Annotated in this window: 19 protein-coding genes; 10 read left to right on the top strand and 9 right to left on the bottom strand. The window is 74.2% G+C overall.

What is annotated here, in order from left to right; translation table 11 throughout:
- Window positions 1–110: 110 nt before the first annotated feature.
- The gene (locus tag AC0OLQ_RS33825) at window positions 111–896 is read right to left on the bottom strand and encodes a DeoR/GlpR family DNA-binding transcription regulator (RefSeq protein ID WP_357334294.1); all 786 of its coding nucleotides are present in this window, start codon (window positions 894–896) and stop codon (window positions 111–113) included.
- Between the two features lie 199 nt (window positions 897–1,095).
- Between AC0OLQ_RS33825 and AC0OLQ_RS33830 the strand changes: the two genes are divergently transcribed.
- The 3 genes from AC0OLQ_RS33830 to nagA all read left to right on the top strand — a co-directional run bounded on the left by AC0OLQ_RS33830 (window position 1,096) and on the right by nagA (window position 4,178).
- Window positions 1,096–2,025, top strand: coding sequence for an SIS domain-containing protein (locus tag AC0OLQ_RS33830; protein ID WP_357334292.1), 930 nt, complete (start codon window positions 1,096–1,098; stop codon window positions 2,023–2,025).
- A 114-nt stretch (window positions 2,026–2,139) separates the two neighbouring features.
- The gene (locus tag AC0OLQ_RS33835) at window positions 2,140–3,072 is read left to right on the top strand and encodes an ROK family protein (protein ID WP_484529499.1); all 933 of its coding nucleotides are present in this window, start codon (window positions 2,140–2,142) and stop codon (window positions 3,070–3,072) included.
- A complete protein-coding gene (nagA, locus tag AC0OLQ_RS33840; RefSeq protein WP_484529500.1) occupies window positions 3,069–4,178 on the top strand; it encodes an N-acetylglucosamine-6-phosphate deacetylase in 1,110 nt (369 codons plus the stop codon). Before AC0OLQ_RS33835 ends, nagA begins: the two co-directional genes overlap by 4 nt.
- A 28-nt stretch (window positions 4,179–4,206) precedes the next feature.
- Here the strand turns inward: nagA and AC0OLQ_RS33845 are convergent, their stop codons facing one another.
- Window positions 4,207–5,418, bottom strand: a complete 1,212-nt coding sequence (locus AC0OLQ_RS33845) for a DUF4032 domain-containing protein (RefSeq protein WP_357334287.1) — start codon at window positions 5,416–5,418, stop codon at window positions 4,207–4,209.
- A gap of 141 nt (window positions 5,419–5,559) precedes the next feature.
- Between AC0OLQ_RS33845 and AC0OLQ_RS33850 the strand changes: the two genes are divergently transcribed.
- Together AC0OLQ_RS33850 and AC0OLQ_RS33855 are read left to right on the top strand one after the other, a co-directional pair.
- Complete coding sequence (locus AC0OLQ_RS33850) at window positions 5,560–6,294, top strand: phosphatase PAP2 family protein (RefSeq protein ID WP_484532502.1); 735 nt, start codon at window positions 5,560–5,562, stop codon at window positions 6,292–6,294.
- 9 nt (window positions 6,295–6,303) lie between these two features.
- Window positions 6,304–7,545, top strand: coding sequence for an APC family permease (locus AC0OLQ_RS33855; RefSeq protein ID WP_484529501.1), 1,242 nt, complete (start codon window positions 6,304–6,306; stop codon window positions 7,543–7,545).
- Between the two features lie 6 nt (window positions 7,546–7,551).
- Here the strand turns inward: AC0OLQ_RS33855 and AC0OLQ_RS33860 are convergent, their stop codons facing one another.
- Genes AC0OLQ_RS33860 through AC0OLQ_RS33870 form a run of 3 tightly spaced genes read right to left on the bottom strand, consistent with a single transcriptional unit; the run spans window position 7,552 to window position 10,141 of the window.
- Window positions 7,552–7,905: a hypothetical protein gene (locus tag AC0OLQ_RS33860; protein ID WP_484529502.1), complete on the bottom strand. Its 354-nt coding sequence runs from the start codon at window positions 7,903–7,905 to the stop codon at window positions 7,552–7,554.
- Complete coding sequence (locus AC0OLQ_RS33865; RefSeq protein WP_484529503.1) at window positions 7,902–8,375, bottom strand: hypothetical protein; 474 nt, start codon at window positions 8,373–8,375, stop codon at window positions 7,902–7,904. Before AC0OLQ_RS33865 ends, AC0OLQ_RS33860 begins: the two co-directional genes overlap by 4 nt.
- A gap of 35 nt (window positions 8,376–8,410) precedes the next feature.
- Window positions 8,411–10,141, bottom strand: a complete 1,731-nt coding sequence (locus AC0OLQ_RS33870) for a potassium channel family protein (RefSeq protein ID WP_484532503.1) — start codon at window positions 10,139–10,141, stop codon at window positions 8,411–8,413.
- 141 nt (window positions 10,142–10,282) lie between these two features.
- On the opposite strand from AC0OLQ_RS33870, the gene AC0OLQ_RS33875 reads away from it, so the two are divergent.
- The 4 genes from AC0OLQ_RS33875 to AC0OLQ_RS33890 all read left to right on the top strand — a co-directional run bounded on the left by AC0OLQ_RS33875 (window position 10,283) and on the right by AC0OLQ_RS33890 (window position 14,213).
- Complete coding sequence (locus AC0OLQ_RS33875) at window positions 10,283–10,774, top strand: MSMEG_6728 family protein (protein WP_484529504.1); 492 nt, start codon at window positions 10,283–10,285, stop codon at window positions 10,772–10,774.
- A gap of 38 nt (window positions 10,775–10,812) precedes the next feature.
- Window positions 10,813–12,342: an FAD-dependent oxidoreductase gene (locus tag AC0OLQ_RS33880; RefSeq protein WP_484529505.1), complete on the top strand. Its 1,530-nt coding sequence runs from the start codon at window positions 10,813–10,815 to the stop codon at window positions 12,340–12,342.
- 73 nt (window positions 12,343–12,415) lie between these two features.
- Window positions 12,416–13,558 carry a hypothetical protein gene (locus tag AC0OLQ_RS33885; RefSeq protein ID WP_484529506.1) on the top strand — a complete coding sequence of 381 codons (1,143 nt, stop codon included), beginning with the start codon at window positions 12,416–12,418 and terminating at the stop codon, window positions 13,556–13,558.
- A gap of 214 nt (window positions 13,559–13,772) precedes the next feature.
- Window positions 13,773–14,213: an HNH endonuclease gene (locus AC0OLQ_RS33890; RefSeq protein ID WP_357334270.1), complete on the top strand. Its 441-nt coding sequence runs from the start codon at window positions 13,773–13,775 to the stop codon at window positions 14,211–14,213.
- 85 nt (window positions 14,214–14,298) lie between these two features.
- Here AC0OLQ_RS33890 and AC0OLQ_RS33895 read toward each other — a convergent pair whose 3' ends face one another.
- On the bottom strand, window positions 14,299–15,066 hold the full coding sequence (locus AC0OLQ_RS33895) for an enoyl-CoA hydratase/isomerase family protein (RefSeq protein WP_484529507.1): 768 nt from the start codon (window positions 15,064–15,066) through the stop codon (window positions 14,299–14,301).
- 111 nt (window positions 15,067–15,177) lie between these two features.
- Window positions 15,178–17,577, bottom strand: a complete 2,400-nt coding sequence (locus AC0OLQ_RS33900) for a M4 family metallopeptidase (protein WP_484529508.1) — start codon at window positions 17,575–17,577, stop codon at window positions 15,178–15,180.
- Window positions 17,578–17,748: 171 nt separating this feature from the next.
- Here AC0OLQ_RS33900 and AC0OLQ_RS33905 point away from each other — a divergent pair, with 171 nt between their 5' ends.
- A complete protein-coding gene (locus AC0OLQ_RS33905; RefSeq protein WP_484529509.1) occupies window positions 17,749–18,210 on the top strand; it encodes a hypothetical protein in 462 nt (153 codons plus the stop codon).
- Window positions 18,211–18,323: 113 nt separating this feature from the next.
- Here AC0OLQ_RS33905 and AC0OLQ_RS33910 read toward each other — a convergent pair whose 3' ends face one another.
- Both AC0OLQ_RS33910 and AC0OLQ_RS33915 read right to left on the bottom strand, forming a co-directional pair.
- The gene (locus AC0OLQ_RS33910; RefSeq protein ID WP_484529510.1) at window positions 18,324–18,935 is read right to left on the bottom strand and encodes a histidine phosphatase family protein; all 612 of its coding nucleotides are present in this window, start codon (window positions 18,933–18,935) and stop codon (window positions 18,324–18,326) included.
- A gap of 66 nt (window positions 18,936–19,001) precedes the next feature.
- Complete coding sequence (locus tag AC0OLQ_RS33915; protein WP_357334259.1) at window positions 19,002–19,421, bottom strand: VOC family protein; 420 nt, start codon at window positions 19,419–19,421, stop codon at window positions 19,002–19,004.
- Between the last annotated feature and the right edge of the window lie 167 nt (window positions 19,422–19,588).

Consider the following 19,588-nt stretch of genomic DNA (forward strand, 5'->3'; position numbering starts at 1 on the left):
CCGATAAGTAGGTGACAGCTCGACACCATACGCGGTATGCAGCCGGAGACAATACCCGGTATGCATCGGGGTTTTCCCGGATTCGGAGTCAGGCGCGCCGGCGAGCCGGGTCAGGCGCAGACGACGTGCACGCCAGCGTCGCGGAACGCCTGCACCACGGCGGGGGACGCCCCGGAGTCGGTCACCAGCGTCTCCACCCGGTCCACCGGGCAGATCCGGGCGAAGGCGTGTCCGCCCAGCTTGGACGAGTCGGCGATGACCACCACCCGCTTGGCCCTGGCCACCATGAGGCTGTTCATGGCCGCCTCGCCCTCGTGGTGGGCGGCGGCGCCGAGCTGCGGGTCGATGGCGTCCACGCCGAGCAGCGCCACGTCCAGCGTCACCTCGCGCAGCAGCGCCCCGCCCAGCGGGCCGACCAGCTCGAACGACTTGGGCCGGACCACGCCGCCGGCCACCACCACCTTCATCCGCGAGCGCACCAGCAGCTCGTTGGCGATGTTCAGGGCGTTGGTGACCACGGTGAGCTGGGCGCCCTCGGCGCTGGTGTTCAGATCGGGGCGGACGGCCAGCGCCCGGGCCACCTCGGTGCTGGTGGTGCCGCCGTTCAGGCCGACCACGGTGCCCGGGGAGACCAGCGCGGCGGCGGCCGCGCCGATCCGCTGCTTCTCGGCCGAGTGCTTGGCCGTCTTGTAGCGCAGCGGCAGGTCGTAGGAGACGCCATTGGCGACCGCGCCGCCCCGGGTCCGCGTGATCATCTGCTGCTGGGCGAGCTGGTCGAAGTCACGCCGGATGGTGGCCTGGGAGACGTCCAGGCGCTCGGCCGCATCCTCGACGCTGACCCGGCCGCTGTCCGTCAGCATCTCGAGGAGCGCGTTCCATCGGGCGTAGCGGTCCACCGCGGGGGCCTCCACTGACTCTGCACGAACGGTGATTGATTGCGTGCACAGTAGTGCGCGAAACTACCGAGGCGCAAAACCCTGTCCTGCGCGATCTGGGAGCCGGTTGCCACGGCCACCCCGAATCGCGCAGAATGGCGCGCGAAAGGCGGCCATATCGCGCCGTATTGCGCAAGGTCTCCCCTGGCGAGGAGTTGTCATGGCGTACGTGCACGCGGAGATCGCGAGCCAGCCCGACTGCTGGCGGGAGGCGGCGCGGCTCGCCCCGACCGTCGCCGACCGCCTGCCGAGCCCCGGCGAGCGGGTAGCCGTCGTCGGCTGCGGCACGTCGTGGTTCATGGCCGCCGCGTACGCCGGGCTGCGCGAGCGCGCCGGCCAGGGCGAGACCGACGCCTTCCAGGCCAGCGAGTTCCCCACCGGCCGCCGCTACGACCGGCTCATCGCGATCACCCGCTCCGGCACCACCACCGAGGTCCTGGACCTGCTCACCGCACTGCGCGGGCAGATCCCCACCACGGTCCTGGTCGGCGACCCGGCCTCGCCGGCCGTCGAGCTGGCCGACGCGGCGGTGAACCTGCCCTTCGCCGACGAGCGCTCGGTGGTGCAGACCCGCTTCGCCACCACCGCGCTCGCGCTGCTCCGCGCCCACCTCGGCGAGGACCTGGGCCGGCTGGCCGCCGACGCCGAGGTGGCCGTCCGGGCCCCGCTGCCGATCGACCCCGCCACCATCGAGCAGGTCACCTTCCTCGGCCGCGGCTGGACCGTCGGGCTGGCCCAGGAGGCCGCGCTGAAGTGCCGCGAGGCGGCCACCTTCTGGGCCGAGGCGTACCCGGCCATGGACTACCGGCACGGCCCCATCTCGATCGCCGCCCCGGGGCGGTTGGTCTGGGCGTTCGGCGGGATCCCGGAAGGGCTGCCGGAGGACGTGGCCGCCACCGGCGCCGCCTTCGTGCACAGCCGCACGCACGGCTGCCACACCGTCCTGACCAGCTGGGCCGCCGGCCGCAACCCGGTCGACCCGATGGCCGACCTGATCCTCGCCCAGCGCTTCGCCGTGGCGCTGGCCACCAGCCGGGGTCTCGACCCCGACGCGCCCCGGCACCTGACCCGGTCCGTGGTGCTCGCGTGAGCGCGAGGAGTGAGCCGGGGTTGCGAGCCCCGCAGTCGGGAACACCGGAGGCACCGTGAGCGCGAGGAGTGAGCCGGGGTTGCGAGCCCCGCAGTCGCGAACACAGGGGGCACCGTGACCCCAGGCGACGAGGTCGTCGTCGCGCTGGACGTGGGCGGCACCGGGATGAAGTGCGCCCTGGTCCGGCCGGACGGCGCCACCGTGCACGCCGAACGGCACGCCACCGACGCGGCGCGCGGCCCGGAGGCGGTGGTCGACACGATCCTCGACGTGGCCGAGGGGCTGGCCGGCAAGGCCCGCGCCGACGGACTCACCCCGGTGGCCTGCGGCATCGCCGTGCCCGGGGTGGTCGACGAGGCCCGCGGGGTCGCCGTCTGGTCGGCGAACGTCGGCTTCCGGGACGTACCCCTGCGGGAGCTGGCCGGGACGCGGCTCGGCCTGCCGACGGCGCTCGGCCACGACGTGCGGGCGGGCGGCCTGGCCGAGGCGCGGCTCGGCGCCGGGCGGGACGCCGGCCATGTGCTCTTCGTCGCGATCGGCACCGGCATCGCCGCCGCCCACGTGGTCGACGGGTCGGCCGCCGTCGGCGCGCACGGCGCCGCCGGGGAGATCGGCCACATCCTGGTACGCCCCGACGGCCCGCGCTGCGGCTGCGGCCGCCCCGGCTGCCTGGAGGCGGTCGCCTCGGCCTCGGCGATCGGCCGCCGCTACGCCGAGCTGTCCGGCGCCCCGGCCACCGCCGCCGAGGTGGCCGACCGGGCGGCGGCCGGTGAGCCGCTGGCCCGCCGGGTCTGGCGGGAGGCGGTCGAGGCGCTCGCCGACGGCCTGGCCACCGGGCAGGCGCTCTTCGACGTGGCGACCATCGTGATCGGCGGCGGGCTGGCCCAGGCCGGGCCCCGGCTGTTCGACCCGCTGCGCGCCGCGCTGCGCGAGCGCCTGACCTTCCACCGGGAGCCGCGCCTGGTCGCGGCCGCCCTCGGCGACGAGGCCGGCTGCCTCGGCGCCGCCCTGCTGGCCCTGGACACCCTGGCAAAGGAGAGCCGATGACCCTGCGCGTGACCGGCAAGGTGGTGACCCCGGCCGGCGTGATCCGGCAGGGTTGCGTGGAGATCACGAAGGACCGGATCAGTGCGGTCGCCGAGTACCCGACGGTGCGCGACGGGCACTGGATCGTGCCGGGCTTCGTGGACATGCACACCCACGGCGGGGGCGGGCACACCTTCACCACCGGTGACGCGGAGTCGGCCCGGCAGGCGGCCGACTTCCACCTCGGGCACGGCACCACCACCCTGCTGGCCAGCCTGGTCAGCTCCCCGCTCGCGCTGATGCGCGAGGCCACCGCCGCCTTCCGGCCGCTGGTCGAGTCCGGGGTGCTGGCCGGCATCCACTTCGAGGGGCCCTACCTCTCGGCGGACCGCTGCGGCGCGCAGAACCCGGAGTTCCTCCGCGACCCGTCGATGGAAGAACTGACCGAGCTGATCGAGCTGGGCGGCGGCGCGGTCCGGATGGTCACCCTGGCGCCCGAGCGGGACGGCGCGCTGGAGGCGATCAAGCTGCTCGTCGGGCAGCGCGTGGTGGCGGCGGTCGGGCACACGGACGCCACCTGGGAGCAGACCCGGGCCGCCGTGGCGGCCGGCGCGAGCGTCGGCACCCACCTGTTCAACGGCATGCGCCCGGTGCACCACCGCGAGCCGGGGCCGGTGGTCGCCCTGCTGGACGCGCCGAATGTGGTCTGCGAGCTGGTCGCCGACGGGGTGCACCTGCACGACGGCATGCTCGGCTTCGCCACCTCGGTGGCCGGCCCGGAGCGGGCCGCCCTGATCACCGACGCGATGGCCGCCGCGGGCATGCCCGACGGGGAGTACGAGCTGGGCGGCCAGGCCGTCACGGTGGCCGACGGGGTGGCCCGGCTCAGCCGGGACGGCGCGATCGCCGGCAGCACGCTCACCATGGACGCCGCGCTGCGGCACGCCGTCAACGCGGGGATCGCCCTCCCGGACGCCTGCCGGATGGTCGCCACCACCCCGGCCCGGGCCATCGGCCTGGGCGACCGGGTGGGCGCGTTGCAGACCGGCCTGCGGGCCGACCTGGTGGTCCTGGACGACGACCTCAACGTGGTCCGGGTGATGCGCGCCGGCGCCTGGGTGGAGTGACGCCCACCGGGTCGCGGCGCGGCCGGGCTCAACCGGCGGTGGGCACCTCGACGCCGAGCACCGCCTGCTCGTCCGGGCGGTGCACCAGCACGTCGGCCAGGTAAGACTGCACGGCCTGACGCATCCCGACGTCCCGGCCGGCCCGCTCGGAGAGCAGCCACTTGTGCTCGATGATTTGGGCGAACAGCTCCTGCGGCTCCAGCTTGCGGCGCAGGTGCGCCGGCACCGCCCGGACCACCGGCTCGAACACCTCGGTCAGCCAGCGGTGCGCCGCCTGCTGCTCGTCGGTCAGGTCGCTCTCCACCCGGTACGCGTCCAGGTCGTTGAGGAGCTTGCGGGCCTGGTTCTCCTCGGCGTCCAAGCCGGTGAGCCGGAGCAGCCGCCGGGTGTGGTAGCCGGCGTCGACCACCTTGGGCCGCACCAGGTACCGCCCGTTGTCGACGGTCGACATGGCCACCTCGGCGACGTCGAAGCCCAGCTCGTTGAGGCGGCGGATGCGGCCCTCGATGTCGTGCCGGGCCGCCCGCTCGATCTGCTGCTCGTAGGTGATCTCGTGCCAGAGCCGCTCGTAGCGCTGCACGACCTGCTCGCAGACCACCTCGGGGTCGATCGACTCGTGGAGCAGGCCCGCGGCCTGGAGGTCCAGCGCCTCGCCGAAGATGTTGACCCGGGCGATCTCCAGGTCCTCACCCCGCTGGCCGTTGGAGAGGGTGGGGTGCAGCGCCCCGGTCTCGGCGTCGACCAGGTAGGCGGCGAAGGCGCCGGCGTCCCGCCGGAACAGCGTGTTGGACAGCGAGCAGTCGCCCCAGAAGAAGCCGGTCAGGTGCATCCGGACCAGCAGCACCGCCAGCGCGTCGAGCAGCCGGTTCATGGTCTCCGGGCGCAGCGTCCGGGAGAACAGCGCCCGGTAGGGCAGCGAGAACTGGAGGTGCCGGGTGATCAGCACCGGGTCGAGCGGCTCGCCCTCGTCGGTCTGCCGGTCGGCCACGATCGCGATCGCCTCGACCGACGGGAAGTCGATCCGCTCCAGCGCCCGGAGCAGGTCGTACTCCCGTTCGGCGACCCGCTCGCCGGTCTCCTTGACCGCGTAGACGTAGCCACCGAGCCGGACGAAGCGCACGATGTGCCGCGAGATGCCCTGGGGCAGCGCGACCAGGTGTTCGGCAGGCCACTCCTCCAGCGGGGTCGACCAGGGAAGGTCGAGCAGCGCCGGGTCGACGAGGGCCGAGGTGATCCGCACGGGGACCAGTGTGACCGCTCACCCCCGCGGAGCGCTTCCCTTCGTGGTTGGGCCCACAGCCGCCGCCGCCGCCCGCGCCGGTCCGGCGCCGCGGGCGGCCGGTAGCGTGGTCGCGTGCGGGAGACCACAGGGGTACGCCTGATGCCGCGGCTCCGGCCCGTCCGGCCGGCCGGCTGGTGGTTCGACGGGCTGCTGCTCGCCGCCCTGGTCGGGCTGACCGTGGCGCTGGCCAGCGGCCACCTCCTCGGCCTGGACCGGGCCGTCGCCGACTGGGCGGACTCGCACCGGCCGGCCGCCGCGTACTGGGTGGCCCGGTTGCTCAACTTCCTGGGGCAGGGCACCCCGCTGACCCTGCTGGCCGCCGGGGTGGGCGTGGCGGTGGGGCTGCGGCTCCGCTCGGTGCGCCCGATCCTGCCGCCGGTCGTCGCCTTCCTGCTCACCAACCTGACCATCGGCCCGCTGAAGCTCTCGACCGACCGGGCGGCGCCGAGCGCCAGCATCAAGCCGCCCTACCTACCGGAGGCGGACACGGTCCGGATCTTCCACACCGACGGCGTGTACGGAATGTCGTACCCGTCGGGGCACGTGGCCAACGCGATCGTCTGGTACGGCGTGCTCGCCCTGCTGCTGCCGGCGCTGCTGCGCATTGTCGGCCGGACCGTCCCGGCCCGGCTGGTCACCGTGGTCCGGGTCCTGCCGCCGCTGATCGTGCTGAGCACCACCACCTACCTGGGCTGGCACTGGCTGACCGACTCGGTCGCCGGGCTGCTGCTCGGCCTGCTGCTGGACCGGCTGCTGCACCGCGTGCCCTGGGACGACCTGCCGTTGCCCCGCCCGCTGCGCAATCGGGACCGGCCGTTCACCTCCGTCGCCTAGCCTGCGCTGGTGGCACAACTCGCGCGCCGGCTGGGCGTACCCGACGCGGTCGTCATCGGGCTGGGATCGATGCTCGGCGCGGGCGTCTTCGTGGTCTTCGCCCCCGCCACGGCGGCGGCCGGCGGCGCCGGCCTGCTGGTCGCGCTGGCCCTCGCCGGCTTCATCGCCTTCTGCAACGCGACGAGCTCGGCCCGGCTCGCGGCCCGCTACCCGGAGTCCGGCGGCACCTACGTCTACGGCCGGGAACGCCTGCACCCGTTCGCCGGATTCGTGGCCGGCTGGGGCTTTGTGATCGGCAAGACGGCGAGCTGCGCCGCCATGGCGCTGACCGTCGGGGCCTACCTCTGGCCGGGGCGGGCGCGGCTCGTCGCGGTCCTCGCGGTGGTGGCGGTGACCGCCGTGAACCTGCGCGGGGTCGGGAAGACCGCCGGCGCCACCCGGGTGCTGGTCGTCGTGGTGCTCACCGTGCTCGCCGCGGTGGCGGTGACCGGCGCGCCGCACGTCGCGCCCGACCGGCTGGCCGGCTTCGCCGACACCGGGATCCGGGGCGTGCTGACCGCCGCCGGCCTGCTCTTCTTCGCCTTCGCCGGTTACGCCCGGATCGCCACCCTCGGCGAGGAGGTGCGCGACCCGGAACGCACCATCCCGCGGGCGGTGCCGCTGGCGCTCGGCGTGGTGCTGGCGATCTACCTGGTGCTGGCCGTGGTCGCGGTGGGGGTGCTGGGCGAGCAGCGGCTGGCCGCCTCGACCGCGCCGCTGGCCGAGGTGGTGACCGCGGCCGGGCTGCCCGGCCTGGCCTGGCTGGTCCGGGCCGGGGCGACCGTGGCGGTGACCGGGGTGCTGCTCTCCCTGCTGGCCGGGGTCGGCCGGACCACGCTGGCGATGGCCCGCCGCCGGGACCTGCCGGGCGCGCTGGCCGCCGTGCACCCGCGCTACCGGGTGCCGCACCGCGCCGAGCTGGCCGTGGCCGCCGTGGTGATCGTCGTGGTGTCCCTGGCCGACGTCCGCGGCGCGATCGGCTTCTCCAGCTGCACGGTGCTGGTCTACTACGCGATCGCCAACGCCTCGGCGCTCACCCTGGGCCGGGACCCGGCCCGGAAGCTGCCGGTGCAGCTGCTCGCCGCGCTGGGGCTGGTCGGCTGCCTGCTGCTCGCGGTCAACCTGCCGCCGGCCAGCGTGCTCAGCGGCTTCGGCGTGCTCGCCCTCGGCGCCGGCTGGTACGCGCTCCGCCACACCGCCCGCGCTGCCTGACCCGGGTCACTCGGTCGCCCGTGGGTGGCCGGCACCGGCATAGGTCAGCCACACCGTGCGCCGGTCGTCGTCTATGAGGTACCAGATCCGGCCGCCGCCGGTCACCTCGTACTGCCAGCGTTCGAGGGCCTGGCCCTTCCACTGGACCGTGGCTAGCGAACCCTTGAGCCGGTGATGCCGTTCGGAGTTGGCCTTCGACCGTGGGTCCGCCCGCAGCGCGTCGTACGCCCGGCGCAGGTTCGTCGGCACCTGCCGGGCGAGCTGCTCCCAGCCGTCGGCGGCCGCCGACTCGGCGAAGCGCAGCTCGTACTCGCCGGCGACGGCGGGTGGTGCCGCCCGGTCGCCCCGCTTGGGGCTCACCGCTGGGCGTCCGGCGCGGGCACCGGGCCGAAGTCTCCGCTGGGCTCCCGGCCGACCAGCTCCAGCAGAGTGGGATCGGCGTGGATCTCGGCGGTGTGCCGCCACTGGGTGAGCAGGACCGCGACGGGCGACAGGTTCTCCAGCGAGGCCGCGCCCTGAGCGACCGTGGTCAGCTCGCCGAGCAACTGGTCGACGTCCTCGTCGGACAGGAAGGCCACCCAGGGCAGCGCCTCGCCGAGCACCCGACGGACGGCTGCCAACGGCTCGGTGCGCACCATGCCGGCCAGTAGCCGGGCGGTGAAATCGACGACGACGGCGTCCCGTTCCAACTGGTCGGCGCGGGTCAGCGCGAGGTCACCGGCGTCCCGGCGGCGCAGCCGCAGGGCGCGTACGTTCTCCAGCCGGTCAGCCGTGGCGGCCGGATGGTGGAGGAATTCGCTGAACGGAAGCTCTTCATAGACCGCGCCCACAACCTCCACACTACCGTGGAAGTCGGCTCACCGGGTCATTCGTCCGCCTGGCGAGGGACCGGCGCGCCGGCCGGGGCGGGCGGCGGCGCCGGCGTGGTCTCCCGGAGCAGGGCGGTCAGCCCGGCCCGCCGGGCCACCACGGTCAGCCGGTCCCCGGCGTGGATCACCATCCGCGGGTCGGTCGACCAGTCCGTCTTCTGCCCGGCCCGGGTGTACGCCAGCAGGCGCACCTCGCCGGGGCGGGCCACCGCGGCGAGGGGCCGGCCGTCGAGCGGGGAGCCGGCCACCACCGGCACCTCGGTGACCAGCAGCGCGTGCCGGTCGACCGGGATGGTGGCGATCACCGCGCGGTCCAGCATGGCGGCCGCGAACGCCGGGGCGGCCAGGTACGACACGCTGCGCGAGATGCCGATGCCGAACGCCTGCTGGATCCGCTCGGCGAAGTCGCCGTCGAAGAGGCGCAGCACCACCCGCAGGTCGGCGTCGAGGGAACGGGCGTTGAGCGCGGCGCGGAGGTTCGCCCCGTCGTCGGTGGAGACCACCACCAGCGCCTGGCTGGTGTCGACGGAGGCGGCCCGCAGGGTCTCCTCCTGGCCGGCGTCCCCCACGATCAGCGGCACGCCGAGCCGGTGCGCCAGCGGCGCGCCGCGCGCCTCCGGGTTCTTGTCGATGGCCACCACCTCGACCCCGAAGTCGTGCAGCTGGGCCATCACCCGGGTGCCGATGTTGCCCAGCCCGACCACCACCACGTGCCCGGACCGGTCGGGCTGGATCCGGCCGGCGTGCAGGGCGAGCCGGGCGTTGACGATGCCGTCGACCACGGCGGCCGTGATCAGTGGGATCAGCGCCAGCCCGGCCAGGTTGAGCACCACCTGCATGACCTGGGCGGCGGCCGGCTTGCCGAGATCCGGGTCCTGCCCGCTCAGCGTGGTGACCAGGGTGAGGTAGAGCGCGTCGGACCAGTTGACGCCCGCGGCCCGGGCGTTGAGCCAGCCGAGCACGGCGATCACCGCCAGCAGCACCAGCACGGCCACGCCGATCTTGCGGGTGGCGAAGCTGCGGACCGCGCGGAGCAGCACCGCCACCGGCTGCCGACGACGGCGGGCCCGGACCAGCCGGCGGGCGGCCAGCTCGGTGCCGGGCGGCCGTCCGGTCGCCTCGGCCAGCACCACGTCGGCGGAGGTCTCGTCGGCCGGGAGCACCCGGACCAGCTCCGGGTCTTCCGTGACGGCCAGCCCGCTGACCACGTCCTGCGGGCGTACGTCGGCGCGGCGGGCCACGTAGAGGGTGCGCCCGGCGTGCCGGAAGTGGGTGGGGGCCAGCTCGCCGAGGGCGGCGGCGACGAAGGCCGGGGCGGAGATCGAGGCGTCGGAGAGCACCGCTGAGTCGGGGAAGAGCTGCCGCACGCCGTTGGCCAGGCTGGTGTTGAACATCCGGACCACCAGGCGCAGCCGGGGCTCGACCTCCTGGGCGCAGAGGGCCGCGTGCATGTTGCCCACGTCGTCCTGGTGCAGCAGGGCCAGCCCGTCGGCCCCGGCCAGCCCGGCCCGGCGGAAGGTGGCCTCGTCGAGCCGGTCCGCCCGGACGACCTGGACGCCCGGGATGTCCCGCCCGTCCGGCCCCTCGGAGCGGCGGCGCTCGGGCACCACCAGGGTCACCCGGACCTGCTCGGTGGGCCGGTCGGTGGCGAGCAGCGCCCGCACCACCCAGTAGGCCAGCGGGTCCGAGCCGCAGACCACGTAGTGCGGGCGGACGTCGCCGTTCATCTTCAGCCGCCACCCGGTCGCGCGGCGCGCGCGGTCGCGGAGGGGCTCGGCCATGCCCGGATCGTAGTCAGTCGCTCGCAGCGCGCGCAGCCCCCACGATCATGAACGCATGGTGCCCGCCAGTACGGGTAGAGCACCGGCATGCAGACGTTCCTGCCGTATCCGGACTTCCTGGCCAGCGCCCGGACGCTGGACCAGAAGCGGCTGGGCAAGCAGCGGGTGGAGACCATCCAGGTGCTGCGCGGGCTGACCCGGCCGGACTACGGCTGGCGCAACCACCCGGCGGTGAAGATGTGGGCCGGATACGAGGAGGCGCTGACCCGGTACGGCCTGGACATGTGCGCGGTGTGGTGCGAGCCGGGCCGGGCGGACACCTGCGCGGCGACCATGGCCACCGACCTCGCAACCGCCTGCGCCATCGCCGTCATCCGCACCCAGCCGGAGCTGGCCGAGGCCGGCGAGCTGCCGCCCTGGCTGGGCCGGGAGGACCTGCACCGCAGCCACCGGTCGTCGCTGCTGCGCAAGGACCCGGCGCACTACGGCCCGCAGTTCGGCGACGTCCCCCTCGATCTGGAGTACGTCTGGCCGGCCTCGGACCGGCCGCGGCGCTGCCTGCTGCCGTCGGAGGCGTGAACCGGCAGACTGAGGGCTCCCATCGGGCGGAGGCGCAGGTGGCACTGTCGCGAGTGGTCGGCCGGCTCATCGGCGTACGCGAGCATCTGGTGGACCCCGGCGGCGGTGGCGCCCTGCGGGTGCCGCGCCCGGTGCGGGCGGTGGTGGTCGGCGGCGGCATCGCCGGCATGTCGGCGGCGGTGGTACTGGCCGAACGCGGCGTCGAGGTGACCGTGCTGGAGGCGGCGCCGCACCTGGGCGGCCGGCTCGGCGCCTGGCCGGAGGAGCTGCCGGACGGCGCCCAGCACAACGAGCACGGCTTCCACGCCTTCTTCCGGCAGTACTGGAACTGGCGGAGCATCCTCCGCCGGGCCGACCCGGGCCTGGGTTTCCTCAAGCCGGTCCCCGGCTATCCGATCCTCTCCGCGCAGTGGCCGACCGAGGAGTTCGGCCGGCTGCCGCCAGCGCCGCCGGCCAACCTGCTCGCCCTGCTGCTGCGCAGCCCGAGCCTGCGCCTGGCCGACCTGCGGGCGATGGACCGCGACGCGGCGCTGCCGCTGCTCAGCTACGACCCGGTACGCACCTATGCCGAGTTCGACACCCGGACCGCCGACGAGCTGCTCACCTCGCTGCGGCTGCCGGACCGGGCCCGAGCCATGCTTTTCGAGGTCTTCTCGCACTCGTTCTTCAACCACGAGGCCGAGATGTCGGCCGCCGAGATGATCGCCCAGTTCCACTTCTACCTGCTCGGCAACCCGGAGGGGCTGGCCTTCGACTGCCCGGACCGGGACTACGCCACGGCGATCTGGACGCCGCTCACCCGGCACGTCGAGCGGCACGGCGCGCGGGTACGCACCGGCACGGCCGCCGCCCGGCTGGACCGGACGCCGGACGGCTGGCGGGTGACCACCGTCGACGGCGACGCCCACGAGGCCGGGCACGTGGTGCTCGCCGTCGACCCGCCCGCGCTCGCCGCACTGGTCGCCGCCTCCCCAGGCCTGGTCGCGGCGGCGCCGGAGCTGGTGGCGCGGATGCCCGCGTTCGGGCGGCCCGGTCCGCCGTACGCGGTGGCGCGCTACTGGATGGACGGCGACGTGCGCGCGGACCGGGCGGTGTTCAGCGGGGTGTCCCGGCAGCCCACCCTGGACTCGGTGACCCTCTACCACCGGCTGGAGGACGAGCCGCGGCGCTGGGCGGAGCGGACCGGCGGCTCGGTGGTCGAGCTGCACGCGTACGCCTGCGAGCCGGACGTACCGGCCGACGAGCTGGCCGAGCGGATGCGGGTGGAGCTGACCGCGCTCTGGCCGGAGGCCGCCGGCCTGCGGATACGCGCGCTGCGCGCCCGGGTGGCGGCGCAGGCTCCGGCGTTCACCCCGGGCAGTCACGCCGGGCGTCCGGGGGTGCGCACCGACGCGGCCTGCCTCTACCTGGCCGGCGACGGGATCCGCACCGAGTTCCCCAGCGCCTTGATGGAACGGTCGGCGGCGACCGGGATAGTGGCCGCCAACCACATCCTGCGGGCGGAGGGGGCGGCCGCCGAGCCGGTCCGTTCGGTCCGCCCGCGCGGCCTGCTGGCCGGCCGGCGCTGATCCGAAACCGGTCATAAGCCATCAAAAGCTGCACTAGGCTCGATTGACTCCGTCGGCACGGGAGGTCGGGAGGGTGAGCACGGCGCTGCGGGTGGACGACGACCGGGACGACGCCTACGGGCTGCTCCGGGACGAGCGGGCGTGCGTCGTCACCGCCCTGCGGCTCGGCTGGTCGATGGCGGACACCTACCACCACGCGCAGACCGCCGACCTGGTCGACGGCGCGGACCGGCCCGCGACCGCCCCGCCGAAGCTCTCCAACGTCACCGAGATGCCGGGACGGCTCCGGCTCCGGATGAACCTGGACGGGGTGGAGGTGGCGCTCGCCCAGATCGCCGCGCTCACCGCGCCGGGCCGGCCGCTGCCGTCCACCGCCGCCGCCCGGGCCGCCATCGGCGCGGACCGGGAGCCGCTGCTCCTCGCCCTCGACGAGCTGAACGTGGACGTGCTGCGCTGGACGATGGCCACCAACCACCGGGTGGGGCTGGCGTACCGGCTCGGCCGGTCGCTCGCCGACACCGTCCGGCACGGCGACGCCGACCATCTGGTCGGGCGGTTCGGCGGCCGGCAGGTCCAGCTCAGCCGGTGGCTGGACGAGCTGGCCAGCGTGCTGCCCCCGTATTCTGCCGCGGTGGTGCGCCACTCGCTGACCGCGTGGGCCGCGGCGGTCACCCGGGCGGCGGTCGGCGATCCGGGCGAGGCCGGGCTGGCGGAGCTGGCCCGCGAGCTGCGCAACCAGGGCGAGCTGTGGCGGGGCGTGCTGACCGGCGGCCTGCACCCGCGCGACCTGCTGGACGAGGAGAACTGGGCCGTGGTGGCCCGGAATCTGATCATCCGGGACCGGAAACTGGTGGTGCAGGCGGCCCGGGGGATCTTCTGGCCGGTGCTCGTACCCCTGCTGGTGGTGCTGCTGGCGGTGGTCGGGGTGAGCGCCGCGGCGGCGGCCGGCTCCCCCACCACTCGTGCGGCGGTCGCCCTGGTCGGCCTGGGCGCCGGGCTGACCGCGATCTGGCGGTCGGTCTCCACGCCGGCCCTGTCGGTGGCCGCCGAGGTGAACCGGCCGCTGCTGGAGAGCGAGCTGGTGGTGCAGATGGCCGCCCGGATCGGCCGGCCCCTCGCCGTGGCGCGGGCGGCCGGGCGGGCCGGGCGGCAGCGGCCCCCGTCCGACGGTGGATCGAAATACGTTGCCCGCGTTTCGGGCGTGGATCTACCGTGAGCGCGCAAGGTCAACCGCCGCTCCGGGAGCCGTCGATGTCGCTGTGCCACGCCACCACGAGGCCGTCGTGGCTGCTCAGCGACGGTTGCCGAGCGGAAGGTCCGCATGCCGGAAAGCCCGACTGACGCGCCCGCGCGTCCGCGTCGTGGCCGCCCGGTCCCGTGGACCGGGCGGCTTTTTGCTGCCGTACCACCGATCGTGAAGGGAGAGCCCGGTGGACGCCGTCCTCGTCATCAACGCCGACCTCGGCCCGCTGCACCGGGTCACCGTCCAGCACGCGATCCGGATGCTCTGCCGGCGGGTCGCCGAGATCCACGAGGCCGAGCCGGACCAGGTGATCGGGGTCTTCCCGATGCCGCGGGTGGTCCGCCTCGTCCGGTACGTGGTGACCCGCTGGCGGTTCAGCGCCGGCCCGGCCTGGTCGCGGGGCGGGGTGCTGCGCCGCGACGGCCGGCGGTGCGCCTACTGCGACGGCCCGGCCGGCACGATCGACCACATCCTGCCCCGCTCGCGCGGTGGCCGGAACACCTGGGGGAACACCACCGCCGCCTGTTACGGGTGCAACCAGCGCAAGGGCGACCGGACCCCGGCCGAGGCGGGCATGCCGCTGCGGCGGGAGCCGGTGACGCCGAGCTGGGCCTCCCTGGGGCGGTGACGAACGGCCGGCGGGCACAGGGGGTCGCGTCGGAGGTACGCCTCCGGCGCGGCGCCCGCCGGTCCCACGGGTGACGGGGTGACGATCAGCCGGCGGCCGGCGGGGTCCAGCCGAAGCGCGGTGGCCGGCGCTCGGCGACCGCCGCGATCCCCTCGCGGGCCTCGCCGCTCTCCCGCACCTGCCCGTGCCACCAGGCGATCCGGTCGGAGTCGGCGCGCTCGTCGACGATCTCCTTGGCCGCCGCCACGGTGAGCCGGGAGCGCTCGGCGATGGTGGCGGTCATCGCCGCCACCCGGGCCGCGAGCGCGTCGGCCGGCAGCACCTCGTCGACCAGCCCGATCCGCAGCGCCCGCTCGGCGTCGACCAGTTCGCCGGTGAACAGCAGGTGCTTGGCCGCGGACGGCCCGACCAGCCGGGCCAGCCGCCGGGTGGTCGGCGCGGGATAGACCAGCCCCAGCCGCGCCGGGGGTACGCCGAACCGGGCGTCCGCCGCCGCGAGGCGCAGGTCGCAGGCGACGGCGAGCTGGCAGCCGCCGCCCACGCAGGCGCCCTCGATCGCCGCCACGGTGGGCCGGCCGAACACGGCCAGCCGCTCCTCGGCGGCCACCGCGATGCTGCCGTCCCCGGCCTCCAGCAGCTCGTCCAGGTCGCCCAGGTCGGCGCCGGCGCAGAAGGTGCCGCCCGCCCCGGTGAGCACCAGCACGCGCACCGCCGGGTCGGCCTCCAGGCCGTCGAGCAGCACCGGGAGCTGCCGCCACATGGCCGGCGTCATCGCGTTGCGGCGCGCCGGGTTGTGGATCACCACGGTCGCCACCGGCCCGGTCACCGTGACGGTCAGCTCCGCGTCCGACATGTCTCCCCCTCGCGCCGCCGGTCCTCCGGCGACCGTAACGGCGAGGCCCGGTGACCACCCGCGTGGGGGTGGCCGCCGGGCCCCGGGGTCGGGCGGTCAGGTCAGGTCAGGTCAGGAGACGTTGACCGCGGTGTCGTCGATCACGAAGGAGGTCTGCAGCGAGGAGTCCTCCGTGCCGCTGAACTTCAGGGTGACGGTCTGGCCGGCGTACGAGGCCAGCGAGAACGACTTCTGGCTGTACCCGGTGGCCTTGTTGAGGTTCGACCAGGTCGCCAGGGTCGCCAGCACGCCGCCGGACGAGTTGAGCACCTGCACGGTCAGCTTGTCGTACTGGACGCTCGTGGTGGTCTCCGACGAGTCGATGTGCAGCCAGAAGGTGAAGTTGTAGGAGGTGCAGCCGCTCGGCAGGCTCACCGACTGGGAGAGCGTGTCGGTGTGGGTGCTGCCGTAGCCGTCCAGCCAGGCGTTCCAGGTGCCGCTACGCGCCGGCTCGCCGCTGGAGCCGTACTGGCCGATGACGCCCGAGGTGGACGCCCAGACCGTGTTGCCGGACTCGAAGCCGGGGTTGCCGAGCTTCTGGCCGGCGCCGGTGCAGCCGCCACCGGTGCCGTTCACGGTCAGCGTGTAGGTCGCCGAGTGGCTCACCGAGCCGGCGCCGGTGACGGTCACCTCGTAGGTGCCGGAGGGGGTGCTCGCCGTGGTGGCGATGGTGAGCGTGGACGAGCCGCCCGAGGTCACCGAGGACGGGCTGAACGACGCGGTGGCGCCGGTCGGCAGGCCGGACGCGGAGAACGTCACGGTCTGCGCGGTACCGCTGGTGGTGGCGGTGGCGACGGTGGTGGAGACCGAACCGCCCGCGGTCACCGAGCCGGAGGTCGGGGAGAGCGAGACGGAGAAGTCGTTGCCGGTGGAGCCGCAGGGCGCGTCGTTGCCGGCCACGTTCACCGCGGTCCACGCCGCCTGGACGGTCCTGTACTCGGTGGAGCAGTTGCCGTACAGGTCGGTCGCCGCCTTGAGCGTGTAGGCCCGGGCGGTGTTCGACGGGGTGGTGTTGTTGACGTACGAGGTGTTCGAGGTGAAGTACACGTCGAGCGCCCGGTACCAGATCTTCTCCGCCTTGGCGCGGCCGATGCCGGTCACCGCCGGCGCCGAGCCGCAGACCGGCGACGTGCCGTACGCGGTGGAGCCGGTGCCCTCGGCGAGGTTGAAGTAGAAGTGGTTGGCCACGCCGGAGGAGTAGTGCACGTCCTTGTTCTTCGTGCTGGTCGACCAGCAGGAGTCGGACGAGCCGTCCAGCGACGGATTGTACATGTAGCGCAGCGGCGTACCGTTGCCGTTGATGTTGATCTTCTCGCCGACCTGGTAGTCGCCCGGGTCGCTCGGCGCGGCGGCGTAGAACTCCACCATGTTGCCGAAGATGTCGCTGGTGGCCTCGTTGAGGCCGCCGGCCTCGCCGGAGTAGACCAGGCCGGAGAGGGCCTCGGTGACGCCGTGGCTCATCTCGTGCCCCGCGACGTCGAGCGAGACCAGCGGGCGGGAGTTGCCCGAGCCGTCGCCGTAGGTCATCTGGGAGCCGTCCCAGAAGGCGTTGACGTAGTTGCTGCCGTAGTGCACCCGGCTCGGCACGCCCGTGCCGTTGCCGAAGATGCCGTTGCGGCCGTGGATGTTCTTGAAGTAGTCGAAGGTCTTCGCGGCGCCGAAGTGGGCGTCGACGCCGGCGGACTGCCGGTTCGAGTTGGTGCCGTTGCCCCAGTTGTTGTCGGGGTCGGTGAAGGTGGTGCAGGTGCCGCCGGTGGTGTTGTTCATGTCGCAGGTACGGCCGTTGCCGTGCGACGGGTCCACCATCTGGTAGGTGCTGCCGGAGAGCGTCGTGTCGATGCTGACCGTGCCGGTGTAGATGCCCTGGCCGCTGCCGACCACCATCTCGATCTCGTCGTAGGAGCCGATCACCGCGCCGGTCGTCGCGTCCGTGATCACGTGCAGCCTGGACGGCGTCTGCTTGTCCGCCCGCCAGCCGCTGGCGACGGTCTCCCAGGCCAGCCGGCCCTTGCCGGAGCTGGCGTCAACGAAGAGCTCCGGGGCGCCCACCGAGGTGAGCGAGCCGGAGAAGGCCTTGCGCGCGCTGGCCTTCGCCGCGGCCGAGCCGACCTTGGCGGTGGTGGTCAGCGTGAGCGGCGCGGCCAGCCCGACCGAGGTCCCGGCCAGCGTGCCGTTCGGGGCGGTGTGGACGACGAAGTCACCGCCGTAGACGCGCAGGCCGTGGTAGGTCCGGGTGTAGCGGGTGTGCGCGGCCCCGGAGGAGTCCACCTTCGTGCGGACGGCCTGGTACGCCTCACCGCCGGCGCCCTGGACGGCACCGGGGTTGACGCGGAGCAGGCTGTCCGCCCGGGTTGCGGCGGCGGACTCGGGGGACGGGGCGCTCGGGGTTGCCGCGTGCGCCGTGGTGGTGACGCAGGTCAGCACGCCGCTGGTGAGCAGTGCTGCGCTGACGGCGGCGAGGGATCTTTTCACGGGCCCTCCTGAAGGGGGGAAGTTGTGACGGGGGTAGTCACTAATGTAGATATAGCGATACATCGAAGAACGTGAAAGGGTGCGAGCGCTTTCCTGCCGGAGACACTGACCGTTCGGATGAGGTGGCGGAGCGTGTCGGAACCGGGTGGCCCCGCCGTGCGTCCGATCGGCATGAGAGCCACCCCCGTCGCGGCGACCCTCCTCGCCGCGCTCCTCACCCCGCTCGCCGGCTGCGCCCAGAACGGCGGCGCACCCGCGTCGGACGGCCCGGCCCCGGCCACCGCGGCGCCGGGCGTGCCGGTGGTGCTGACGAAGTCCGGCGGCATCGTCGGGCTCCAGGACACCGTCACGGTGCAGCCCGACGGCCGCTGGACCCGGGTCGACCGGGGCGGCGCCTCCCACACCGGCCAGCTCAGCGGTGCCGACCTCGACCGGCTGCGGCACCTCGCCACCGACCCGCGGCTGGCCGCCGAGGCGACCGCCACCGTCCCGGCGACCATGTGCGCGGACGCGTTCAGCTACCAGCTCACCGTCGGCCCGACCACCACGGCCTACGTGGACTGCCCGCCGCAGGCCACCCCGCCGCCCGCCACCGCCGCCGTGGTCGACCTGCTCACCCGCGCCACCAACTGACCCGGGTCCGCACCTCCTGCTCCGGGCCCGGGCGATCATGAGGTTGGCGGTGCGGAATGTCCGCTTCGACGCCGCCAACTTCATGATCGACGGCGCGGATCCCCGGGAGGGGGTCAGAAGTGGTAGGCCGGGGGGAGGCCGGTGGCGCGGAGGTCCGGGGGGAGGTGGGCCACGTCGTTCTGAGCGATCAGGGTGGGCGGGGCGGCGGGGGTGTAGCGGAGGACGGTCAGGCCGCAGTTCTGGTGGTTCAGGCCGATCCAGCGGCGCTCCGGGGCCTCCAGCGCGTGCCGGACCAGCCAGGCGACCAGGAAGTTGTGGGTGATGATCAGCTCGCGTACGTCACCCTCGGCGGGTGCGGTCGCGAAACGGGCCACGGCCTCCGCCGTCCGGCGCGGCCCGTCGGCCCGCTCGCGCTCGGTGAACCCGGCCAGGAAGTTCGCGTACGCCTCGGGCAGGCCGGCCGGGTCGGTGTCGTGCGGCAGGTGGTCCCCGACGCGGTCGTCCTCGTACACCGGGACGCCCGGCAGCGCGGCCGCGACCAGCTTGGCGGTCTCGGCGGCCCGCCGCGCCGGTCCGTGGTGGACGGCCGCGAACGGGGTCCCGCGCAACCGCTCGCCCAGCAGGGTCGCCTGCCGGCGCCCGCGCTCGGAGAGGCCGGTGTCGGCGCCGTCCTCCGGCCGGTCCTGCTCGCCGTGCCGGACCAGGTAGAGCAGTCGGCTGGGCACTCGGGTCACCTCCAGGGTCGGGAGAGGCGAGACTAGCGGGCCTCTCCCGACCCCGGGGAGCGCCGATCAGGCGCGCGGGTGCATCTGGCCGATCCGGATCCGGTTGCCGAACGGGTCGCGGATCCCGAAGTCGATCCCGTACGGCCGCTCGGTCGGCTCGTCGGTGACGTCCACGCCCTTGGCCACCAGGTCCTCGTACGCCTTGCGCGCGTCGTCGGTGGTGAGGCAGAGCCAGCCACTCATGGCGCCCTTGGTCAGCAGTTCCCGGACCCGCTCGGCGGTGGCCGGGTCGAGGGCCGGCGGCCCGGGCTTCTCCAGCAGGATCTCGTGCTCCGGGTCGCCCGGCACGTTGACCGTGAGCCAGCGCATGAAGCCGAGGTCCTGGTCGGTGTTCACCTCGAGGCCGAGCTTGCCGACATAGAAGTCGAGCGCCTCGTCCTGGTCGAGCACGTAGATCTGGGAGCGGGAAATCGAGGTCATCGTCATGCCTGGAACGCTAGAGCAGCCCGCTGACCTGCTGCTTATCCAAAAGTGACGGGTTGGACCGCCGCCGCCGAGGGCGACGCAACAAGTTCCGACCTGGGTCGTTTGTCCGCACGGGACACCACGCAACGTGATCAACTGTTAACTTGCTGGCCACCCAGCTGCTCCAC

It is taken from the genome of Micromonospora sp. Utrum1 (assembly GCF_057197805.1).